Origin of the sequence: Microcella sp. (genome assembly GCF_030645145.1) — a bacterium.
In the GTDB taxonomy this organism is placed as follows: Bacteria; Actinomycetota; Actinomycetes; order Actinomycetales; family Microbacteriaceae; genus Microcella.
The window spans coordinates 17,739-27,069 of record NZ_JAUSMI010000147.1 but is presented as its reverse complement, the minus strand read 5'-3'; the positions used below and the strand labels follow the sequence as shown (position 1 = coordinate 27,069).

Sequence of the window (9,331 nt, the reverse complement as noted above, 5' to 3'; positions counted from 1 at the left end):
GCCCCGCACCGCCGCCCTGCCCCGCCGCGCGCCCCGCCCTGTCCGGCTGACAATGCGCCACTTCGGTGACAACGCGCCACATCGAACTGCCGCACTGTCACCGAAGCGACGCACTGTCGAAGCGATCCCGCGCCGTGGAGGGCGCGAGCCTAGGCTGACCGGGTGACCGACCCACTGACTCCGGACGCCGAGCACCTGCCGAACCCGGCCGCGCTCGACGCCGCCGACCCGCTCGCCGCGGTCGTCGACCGCTTCGTGCCGGGCGACGACCTCGTCGCCTACCTCGACGGCAACTCGTTGGGCCGGCCGCTGCGGGCGACGCTCGACGCCCTGCCCGACTTCGTGCGCACGCAGTGGGCCGGGCGGCTCATCCGCGGGTGGGACGAGGGCTGGCTCTCGCTGGGCGAGCGCCTCGGCGACCGCATCGGTGCCGCGTGCCTCGGCGCCGCATCCGGTCAGACGATCGTCGCCGATTCGACGACGGTGCTCATCTTCAAGCTGCTGCGCGCCGCGATCGCCGCCCGCCCCGGGAGGACGGAGCTCGTGATCGCGCGCGACGAGTTCCCGACCGACCGGTTCATCGTCGAGCGCCTCGCCGACGACCACGGGCTCACGGTGCGCTGGGTCGACACCCCGCACGACGGCGGCATCACGCCCGAGCTCGCCGCCGAGGTCGTGAGCGAGCGCACGGTCGCCGCCCTCCTCGGCGGCGTCGCCTACCGCAGCGCGTGGTTCGCCGACATCGCGGCCGTCACGGGCATCGTGCAGGCCCACGGGGCGCTCGTCATCTGGGACTGCTCGCACGCCGTCGGCTCGGTGCCGCTCGAGCTCGACGCGTGGGGCGTCGACATGGCGGTCGGATGCTCGTACAAGTACCTCAACGGAGGCCCGGGCGCCCCCGCCTGGGCCTACGTCGCCGCGCGGCACCAGGCGCAGCTGCGCAATCCCATCCCCGGGTGGCTGGGCGCGGCCGAGCCGTTCAGCATGACGGCCGGGTTCGAGCCCGCGCCGGGCATCCGTCGCCTCGTCAGCGGCACCCCGCCCATCATCGGCATGCAGCCGATCGCCCACATGCTCGACGAGATCGACGCGGCGGGGATGCCGGCGGTGCGCGCGAAGTCGGTCGCGCTGACCGAGTACGCGATCGCGCTCGTCGACGCCCTGATCCCGGATGCCGTGGTCGCCTCGCCGCGCGATTCCGCGCGTCGCGGGGGCCACGTCACGGTCGACCATCCGAACGCTCGCGCGGCCGTCGAGCGGCTCTGGGGCGAGGGCGTCATCCCCGACTTCCGGCACCCGAGCGGGGTGCGCCTCGGACTGTCCCCGCTGAGCACGAGCTTCGCGGAGGTCGAGCGGGGCATCCGGGCGCTCGCGGCGGCGCTCGCCGACTGAGCCGCCGCGCCTCGGTCGCTCGCGCCGCGCGCGCTACTTCTTCCCGAGCGCCGCGAACTTCGCGATCGACAGCGGTACGAAGATGACGAGAAGCACCGCGATGCCGATGAGCACCGTGAGGATGGGGTTCTGCGCCGTCCACGCATCGCCGACGGGCGTGCCCGCCGGCACGTTGCCGAACAGCTCGCGCGCCGACTGCACGAGCGCCGATACGGGGTTCCACTCCGAGAAGATCCGCAGCGGGGTCGGCAGGTTCTCGGTCGGCACGAACGCGTTCGAGATGAAGGTGAGCGGGAAGAGCACGAGGAACGACACGTTGTTGATGATCTCGGGGCTGCGCACGCTCATGCCGAGGAAGGCCATGAGCCACGAGAACGCGTAGGCGAAGAGCAGCAGCAGGACGACCCCGGCGAGGAACCCGAGGAACGACGACTCGACCCGCCAGCCGACCAGCCACCCGGTGCCCATCATGACGAGCATCGACAGCCCGTTGATGACGAGGTCGCCGTTGGTGCGGCCGACGAGCACGGCCGCGCCGCTCATCGGCAGCGTGCGGAAGCGGTCGATGATGCCGTCCTTGAGATCCTGCGCCATCGCCGAGCCCGAGTAGGTCGAACCGAACACGACGGTCTGGGCGAAGATCCCCGCCATGAGGAATGACGTGTAGCCGCCCGGCACGTCGATCGCGGCGCCGAAGACGAACGTGAACAGCAACACGAACATGATCGGCTGCAGCAGCGTGAAGACGAGGATGTCGGGCACCCGGATGATCTTCATGAGGTTGCGGCGCGTGGCGATCCACCCGTCGCTGAGGAACCTCCCGATCGCCGTCCCCGGCTCCGGCTGCAGGGTCGCGGATGCTCCGCGCGCGTCGAGGCCGCCGCCGGCGCCCCGCGTTCCGCTCGAGTCGACGGTGCTCATGCCGCGCCCTTCTCGTCCTCGGCCGCGTCCTCCGCGGCGTGCCCGGTGAGCTGCAGGAAGACGTCGTCGAGCGTCGGCCGACGCATGCCCGCGTCGTGCAGCGCGATGCCCGCGGCCGTGACCTCCCCGACGATGCGACTGAGGGCGGTCGGGCCGTCGTCGACGGGCACGACCCAGGTCTTGCCCTCGTTCGACGGCACGGGCTCGCCCGAGCCGTAGCGCTGCAGGATGCCGCGCACGACCTCGGTCTCGTCGGCCTCGACGAGGGTGAGCGCGACGCGCTGCCCGCCGACGGATGCCTTGAGCTCATCGGCCGTGCCCTCGGCGATCACGCGGCCGCCGTCGATGACCGAGATCGAGTCGGCGAGACGATCGGCCTCCTCCAGGTACTGCGTCGTGAGGAGCACGGTGGTGCCGCCGCTCACGAGGCTCTCGATGACATCCCACAGCGCCAGTCGGCTCCGCGGGTCGAGGCCCGTGGTCGGCTCGTCGAGGAAGAGCACCGGAGGGTTGATGACGAGCGCGCCCGCGAGGTCGATGCGCCGGCGCATGCCGCCCGAGAAGCCCTTCACGACGCGGTTCTGCGCCTCGACGAGGTCGAAGAGCTCGATGAGCTCGCGCGCTCTCTCCTTCGCGCGCTTCGCCCCGAGGTGGTAGAGCCTGCCGACCATCTCGAGGTTCTCGAAGCCCGTGAGGTTCTCGTCGACGGCCGCGTACTGTCCGCTCGCGCCGATCATGCGCCGCACCCGCTCGGGCTCGGCGAGCACGTCGACGCCGTCGATGATCGCCGAGCCGGAGTCGGGGCTGGTGAGCGTCGTGAGCACCTTGACGGTGGTCGTCTTGCCGGCGCGGTTGGGGCCGAGCAGGGCGGTGACCGTGCCCTGCGGTACCTGCAGCGAGAGACCGTCGAGCGCGCGCACGACGGGAGCGCCCTTCGGGGTGTAGGTCTTGACGAGATCGCTCGCCTCGATGAACGGCATGCGCGGATGGTACTCCTGACCGGCGACATCCTGAGGTCTCGTCGACCATGGCCGACTCCGGTCGCCCCGAGCATCCGCCCGACGCCGCCCGCCGCCGCCCGCTGCGCGGTACGAAGCGCGCTCTATCGGTCACTCGTTGCGGGCGGCCCCTGGGGCGGGCCCGACAACTGACCGATAGACGTCGTGAGTGGCGCAGAGGCGGGGGCCCAGGGGCGGCGAGGGGCGCTTGCGGCAACAACTGCCCGACAGGGGCCGCGAGTAGCGTGGAGGCATGACCGCCGAGCCGCGCACGCCGCCGACTGCCGGACCGCGCGATGCGCACAGTGCCGAGCCGAGCACCGTGCTGACCCCCGAGCTCCTGCAGGGCATCCGCGATCGCGCCGCCGGGTACGACGCCCGCAACTCGTTCTTCTTCGACGACCTCGATGAGCTCCGTGCCGCCGGGTACCTCCGCCCCCGCAGCCTCACCGCCGTGGCGCGCGACCAGCGGCTGCTCGCGGCGCACGCTCCGGCGACGGCGCTCGGCTTGACCATGCACCTCGTCTGGATGGGCGTCGCCCGCGACCTCGCCGCCGCCGGCGAGGACAGCCTCGCGTGGGTGACGCGCGACTGCGAGGCCGGCGAGCTCTTCGCCTTCGCGATCAGCGAGGCCGGCAACGACCGCGTCATGACCGACTCGGTGACGCGCGTCGACCGCGTGCCCGGTGACGCCGACGGTGCGGGCGCGGGCTGGTCGTTCACCGGCACGAAGATCATCACGAGCCTCAGTCCCGCATGGACCCGGCTCGGCGTGCTCGGTCGTCACGACCCCGCCGAGGGCAGCGGCACCAGCCCCGAGGGCGGCGCCGACCCCTCGATCGTCCACGGCTTCCTCCTGCGCGACTCCCCGGTCTCGACCCCCGATCACCTCGAGCTCCACCCCGCGCACGGCATCGCCCTCACCCCCGACTGGGATTCTCTCGGCATGCGCGCCACCCAGAGCTGGACGACCCGGCTCGACGCGGCGTTCATCCCCGACGAGCGCGTGTCGCGCATCCTGCCCGTCGGCCCGACGCTCGACCCGTTCCTCCTCGCGATCTCCGCGAACTTCCTCACCCTCATGGCCGCCGTCTACGCCGGGCTCGCCGACCGCGCCCTCGAGCTCGCCGTCGAGTCGGCCCACCGGCGCACGAGCCTCAAGTACGGGGGAGCGCCCCAGTCGGCCGACCCCGACATCCGATGGCGGGTCGCGGATGCCGCGATCGCCCTCGACGCGCTGGCCCCGCAGATCGAGGCCGTCTGCCGCGATCGCGACACCGGCGTCGAGCGGGGTGCGCGGTGGTTCCGCGACCTGGCGGGGCTCAAGCAGCGCGCCGTCGTCACCGCGCGCGAGGTCGTCGACGAGTGCATGCACATCGCCGGGGGAGGGGCGTATCGCGCGAGCGACGAGCTCAGCCGCCTGCAGCGCGACGTGCTCGCGGGCATCTACCACCCGAGCGACCCGGAGAGCGTGCACTCCACCGTCGCGGCCGACCTGCTGGGGCCGCTGCCGTGAGTGCCGATCAAGGCGTCCCGGCCGACTCGAGAACCCCCGACGCCGAGCCCACCGACCTCCCGGCTGCGGCGCTCGCCGGCGTCGACCTGCGCGTCGGCTGCTACGGGATCGTCCACGACGAGCGCGGCGTGCTGCTCGCCCACTGGCGCGAGGGCGCGTACGGCGGCTGGACCCTCCCGGGCGGCGGCGTGGAGCCGGGCGAGCACCCCGAGCAGACGGTCGTGCGCGAGGTGAAGGAGGAGACGGGCTTCGACGTGCGCGTCGACGGGATCCTCGGCGTCGGGTCGATCATCATCCCCGGCGCGAAGCGCATCCCCGGTCCCGGCCGCGACCTGCAGGGGCTGCGCATCGTCTACCGCTGCACGATCGTCGGCGGCGCGCTCGCCGTCGAGCAGGAGGGCACGACCGACGACGTGCGCTGGTTCGCCCTCGACGAGATCGCCGGCCTCGAGCGCGTCGAGCTCGTCGACGACGGTCTCCGCTACGCGGGGCTCGCCCTGCCGACCGACGACGACGGCCGCGCGCCCGCCTGGTCGTAGGGGGAGGCGGGCATGCGCGAGTTCGACATCACGATCGCCGAGGGCGGCGTCCTGCACGCCTACGACTCCGGCACCGGGGGAGCGCACGCCCTCCCCGTCGTCTGGCACCACGGAACCCCGAACATCGGCACGCCGCCGCGGCCGCTCCTCGACCACGCCGACCGACTCGGCCTGCGGCTGGTCGGGTACGACCGCCCCGGGTACGGCGGCTCGACCCCGCGCCCCGATCGCACGGTCGCGAGCGCCGCGGCCGACGCCGCGGCCGTCGTCGACGCGCTCGATGCCCCGCACACACTCGACGCCCCGCACTTCACCAGCGCCCCGCAGCCGGGCCGCCCCTTCGCCGTCCTCGGCCACTCCGGAGGCGGACCGCACGCCCTCGCATGCGCCGCGCTCCTTCCCGATCGCGTCGTCGCGGCGGTCAGCATCTCCGGCCTCGCCCCCTACGACCCCACGCGCGACGCCGACTGGTTCGCCGGGTTCAGCGACCTCGGCGCCGCCTCGCTGCGCGCCGCCGTCGCGGGTCGCGCGGAGAAGGAGGCCTACGAGTCGGTCGAGCACGAGGGCGACATGGGCTTCATCGCCGCCGACGGCGCGGCCTTCGACGGCGAGTGGGGCTGGATCATGGAGGTCGTCCGCCCCGCCCTCGCCGCCGGCCCCGCCCCCCTCATCGATGACGATCTCGCGTACGTCCGCGAGTGGAGCTTCGAGCCGAGCGCCATCCGCACCCCCGTGCGGCTCGTGCACGGCGGCCTCGACCGGGTCGTGCCGGCCGCGCACTCCGAGCAGCTCGCGCGGAGCATCCCGCACGCCGTCATGGATCTCGAGCCCGACGACGGCCACATCTCGATCCTGCGCCGCGCGGCCGCCGCGCTCGACTGGATCGCCGCGCGACGGGACGACCGACCGCATGAGACCTGAGCGCGAGGAGGAGCGGTGAGCGGGACGATCAGCATCGAGGTCGTGCACATCGACGAGTGCCCCAACTGGACGGAGACCGCGGAGGACCTCCGCAGCGTGCTCGCCGAACTGGGTCGCGACGACCTCGCCGTCGTCGTGCGGCGCGTGACGACCGGGAGCGGGGCGCTCGCCGCGGGCTTCGCCGGCTCGCCGACGATCCTCCTCGACGGCGACGATCCGTTCCCGCACGGCGAGCCGACGGGCGAGCTCGCCTGCCGCGTGTACGTCACCGAGGCGGGGCTCCGCGGGCGGCCGAGTCGCGAGCAGTTGCACGCTCTGCTGACCGAGCGGCTCGCTGGCTGACCGCAGGAAGACCCGCGATCCGACACCCCGACAGCGGTCGTGCGCCCTGCGCACCGCGGGTCTACCCTGGCCGTGCAACGACCGCGCGCCGGTGGAGCACGAAGCTCGTGCGAGGCGCGCGAGGCTCCCGTGCGGTCGTGGAGGAGGTCCCTGGACCGTGCGCACAGCATCCCTGACCGACACGGGGTCGGTCTCGATCCCGCCGCGGACGACGCGCGGCTCCGATGAGAAGCGGCGGATGCTCCTCCGCTACCTCCTCGTCGTCCTCGCCGTCGGCCAGCCCGTGTCGTCGCTCGTGTTCGACTGGCTCTCACCGACGACGCTGCAGTCGGGGGCGGAGTTCTCGCCGCTCGTCCCGCCCGGCGCCTGGTTCGCGATCTGGGGCGTGATCATCCTGCTGAGCCTCGCCTACGCGCTCGCGCAGGCCCGGCCGTCGACGCTCCGGGCGCTGCCGAGCATCCGCGACCGCGTCGCCGGGCCGCTCGGCGTGGTCTTCGCGTGCTTCGGACTGTGGCTCGCGACCGCGTCGCTCGGGCAGGACAACCCGCTCGGCCTCGTCGTCTTCGTCGTCATCATCAGCGCGCACGTCGTCGCCTGGACGCGCGTCGTCCGCGCTCGCGACGAGCTCGCCGCCTGGAACCCGCTCGAGCGCGGCCTGCTCTACGGCCTCCTCGGCACCTACTCGGGCTGGACGTCGATGGCCTTCTTCGTGCAGATCGGCACCGTCGTGCAGGGGTCGGGCGCGCCCGTCGACACCGTGTGGGGCCAGACCTGGCAGCTGCTCGTCCTGCTCGCCGCGAGCGGTCTCGCGGTCGCGTTCGTGCTCGGATCGCGCGCCTCGATCGTCTACGCCGCGACCGTCACCTACGCGCTCATCGGAGTCGGCATCAGCGCGGGCGCCGCGGGGCTCACCCTGCTCGTCGTCGGGTGCGTCGTCGGCGTCGCGCTCGTCTGGGCATCCGTCATCGTCATCAGAGCAGCGGATGCCCGGCACCCGTCCCCGACGGCGCCCGGCTCCGCGCGCCCCCGCTGACGATCGCGGCGCTCGCCGCCCGCCCTGCTAGTCGATCCAGCCGAGCTCGCGCAGCCACTCCTCGCAGTCGCGCGTCCAATGGCGGGCGGTCCCCGCCTCTGCGCCGCCGGCGACTCCGTCGACGAGCCCAAGACCGTGCCGACCGCGCGGGTACACGTGTAGCGCGTGCGGCACCTCGTGCTCGGCGAGCGCGCGACCCAGCAGGTAGGCATGCTCGACGGGCACGAGCTCGTCCTCGGCGGTGTGCCAGATGAACATCGGCGGGGCGCCGCGCGTCACGAGCCGGTCGATCGAGAGGGCGCGGCGCGTCCACGGCCAGGCGCGCCGGCCGATGAGGTTCTCGCGCGACCCGCGGTGGGTCGGCAGCTGCATCGACACGACGGGGTAGCCGAGCACGGCCGCGTCGACGAGCCCGCTCACCGCCGCGTGCCCGGCGAGGTGGCCGCCGGCGGAGAAGCCGAGCACGCCGATGCGCTCGACGCCGTGCGCGCGCAGCTCGCCGATGTGCCGTCGCACCGCGTGGAACGGGCCCGGGTGGCGCGTCAGCACCGGGTACTCGAGCACGCTCGCATCGAGTCCGAGACCGCGCAGCCACTCGGCGACGGGCTCGCCCTCGTGCGGGGCGAGGCGGGCATAGCCGCCGCCCGGCAGCACGACGACGTGCGTGCGCGGCCGATCGGCGGCGGCGGTCATCGCGCGCTCATCGCCGCGTTGAGCAGCTGATCCCAGTCGACGCCGACCTCGGGCCGCCACGAGTCGAGGCGGTTGGTGAGCGCCACGACGCACAGGCCCGAGTCGCGCGACATCCAGAACTGCGTTCCCGTCCAGCCCGTGTGGCCGAAGAGCGAGTGGTCGAGGAGCCCCGGACGGTGGGGCAGGTTCCACGCGAGCCCGAAGTCCTCGAAGCGCTTGATCGGGTCCTCGTCGAGCACGGGCAGGCCCGCCGTGCGGGGGCGCTGCATCGCGGCGAGGGTCGTGGGGGCGACGATGCGGCTGTCGCCCGCGAGCAGCGACTGCCCGATCGCGAGGAGGTCGTGCACCGTTCCGACCGCGCCGGCCGCCGGGTGGCGCGCCGCGAACACGAGGGACGGATCGTGGCCGGCGAGGTCGGCGTCGTGGATCTCGTGCGCGTCCGCCGGGTCGAACGAGAGCGTGCCGGCACCGGCCGCATCCGCCATCTCGGTGAAGAGATCGCCGAACTCGGCGCCCGTCGCGTGCTCGAGGATCGCGACGGCGCCCTCGTAGGCGAGGTTGTTGTAGCGGCGCACGGTGCCCGGCGTGGATTCGAGCAGGGCGGTCGCGAGCGCCTCCCGCAGCGACTCGGTGCCGTCGAGCTCGTGGTCGACGATGCCGGAGGTGTGGCTCAGCAGCTGGCCGAGCGTCGCCGCGCCCGCGGGGGCCTGCGGCAGGGCATCCCGCAGCGGGGTCTCGCTCGTCAGCAGGCCGCGCTCGATCGCGCGCGCGATCGTGAGGCCGGTGAGCGGCTTGGTGACCGAGTAGAGGGCGTAGCGGTCGTCGACGTTCGCGGTGCGGCCGCCGTCGGAGCCGAACGCCTCGAGCGCGAGCATGCCGTCGGCCGAGCACACGCCCAGCACGGCCGTGGGCAGCTGGCCGGAGTCGACGCGGGCGCGCATCCAGTCGATGGCGTGGCCGAAGGTTCTGGTCATGG

At 73.4% G+C, this 9,331-nt stretch carries 10 protein-coding genes; 6 read left to right on the top strand and 4 right to left on the bottom strand.

Features of this window, described 5'->3' with window-relative positions:
• The first annotated feature begins 162 nt into the window (after positions 1–162).
• Entirely contained in the window at positions 163–1,392 is a 1,230-nt protein-coding gene (locus tag Q7T15_RS09990) for a kynureninase (protein ID WP_304695834.1), read from the top strand.
• A gap of 33 nt (positions 1,393–1,425) precedes the next feature.
• Here Q7T15_RS09990 and Q7T15_RS09985 read toward each other — a convergent pair whose 3' ends face one another.
• Together Q7T15_RS09985 and Q7T15_RS09980 are read right to left on the bottom strand one after the other, a co-directional pair.
• The gene (locus Q7T15_RS09985; RefSeq protein WP_304695831.1) at positions 1,426–2,313 is read right to left on the bottom strand and encodes an ABC transporter permease; all 888 of its coding nucleotides are present in this window, start codon (positions 2,311–2,313) and stop codon (positions 1,426–1,428) included.
• Positions 2,310–3,293 (bottom strand): ATP-binding cassette domain-containing protein, encoded by a 984-nt coding sequence (locus Q7T15_RS09980; RefSeq protein WP_304695829.1) that lies wholly within the window; start codon positions 3,291–3,293, stop codon positions 2,310–2,312. The genes Q7T15_RS09985 and Q7T15_RS09980 overlap by 4 nt, the downstream gene beginning before the upstream one ends.
• 271 nt (positions 3,294–3,564) lie before the next feature.
• On the opposite strand from Q7T15_RS09980, the gene Q7T15_RS09975 reads away from it, so the two are divergent.
• The 5 genes from Q7T15_RS09975 to Q7T15_RS09955 all read left to right on the top strand — a co-directional run bounded on the left by Q7T15_RS09975 (position 3,565) and on the right by Q7T15_RS09955 (position 7,662).
• Positions 3,565–4,827 carry an acyl-CoA dehydrogenase family protein gene (locus Q7T15_RS09975; protein ID WP_304695827.1) on the top strand — a complete coding sequence of 421 codons (1,263 nt, stop codon included), beginning with the start codon at positions 3,565–3,567 and terminating at the stop codon, positions 4,825–4,827.
• Positions 4,824–5,366, top strand: coding sequence for an NUDIX hydrolase (locus Q7T15_RS09970; protein ID WP_304695825.1), 543 nt, complete (start codon positions 4,824–4,826; stop codon positions 5,364–5,366). The genes Q7T15_RS09975 and Q7T15_RS09970 overlap by 4 nt, the downstream gene beginning before the upstream one ends.
• Before the next feature lie 12 nt (positions 5,367–5,378).
• Entirely contained in the window at positions 5,379–6,287 is a 909-nt protein-coding gene (locus Q7T15_RS09965) for an alpha/beta fold hydrolase (RefSeq protein WP_304695823.1), read from the top strand.
• Between the two features lie 15 nt (positions 6,288–6,302).
• The gene (locus tag Q7T15_RS09960; protein ID WP_304695821.1) at positions 6,303–6,629 is read left to right on the top strand and encodes a thioredoxin family protein; all 327 of its coding nucleotides are present in this window, start codon (positions 6,303–6,305) and stop codon (positions 6,627–6,629) included.
• A gap of 157 nt (positions 6,630–6,786) precedes the next feature.
• On the top strand, positions 6,787–7,662 hold the full coding sequence (locus Q7T15_RS09955) for a hypothetical protein (protein ID WP_304695819.1): 876 nt from the start codon (positions 6,787–6,789) through the stop codon (positions 7,660–7,662).
• 27 nt (positions 7,663–7,689) lie between these two features.
• On the opposite strand, the gene Q7T15_RS09950 is transcribed toward Q7T15_RS09955, so the two are convergent.
• Positions 7,690–8,355: an alpha/beta hydrolase gene (locus Q7T15_RS09950; protein WP_304695816.1), complete on the bottom strand. Its 666-nt coding sequence runs from the start codon at positions 8,353–8,355 to the stop codon at positions 7,690–7,692.
• Positions 8,352–9,329, bottom strand: a complete 978-nt coding sequence (locus Q7T15_RS09945; RefSeq protein ID WP_304695814.1) for a serine hydrolase — start codon at positions 9,327–9,329, stop codon at positions 8,352–8,354. Before Q7T15_RS09945 ends, Q7T15_RS09950 begins: the two co-directional genes overlap by 4 nt.
• Positions 9,330–9,331 lie beyond the last annotated feature (2 nt).

Coding starts and splice junctions, on each gene's coding strand:
- Q7T15_RS09985 (WP_304695831.1), bottom strand. CDS start 2,313: ATGAGCACCGTCGACTCGAGCGGAACGCGGGGCGCCGGCGGCGGCCTC.
- Q7T15_RS09980 (WP_304695829.1), bottom strand. CDS start 3,293: ATGCCGTTCATCGAGGCGAGCGATCTCGTCAAGACCTACACCCCGAAG.
- Q7T15_RS09950 (WP_304695816.1), bottom strand. CDS start 8,355: ATGACCGCCGCCGCCGATCGGCCGCGCACGCACGTCGTCGTGCTGCCG.
- Q7T15_RS09945 (WP_304695814.1), bottom strand. CDS start 9,329: ATGACCAGAACCTTCGGCCACGCCATCGACTGGATGCGCGCCCGCGTC.
- Q7T15_RS09975 (WP_304695827.1), top strand. CDS start 3,565: ATGACCGCCGAGCCGCGCACGCCGCCGACTGCCGGACCGCGCGATGCG.
- Q7T15_RS09965 (WP_304695823.1), top strand. CDS start 5,379: ATGCGCGAGTTCGACATCACGATCGCCGAGGGCGGCGTCCTGCACGCC.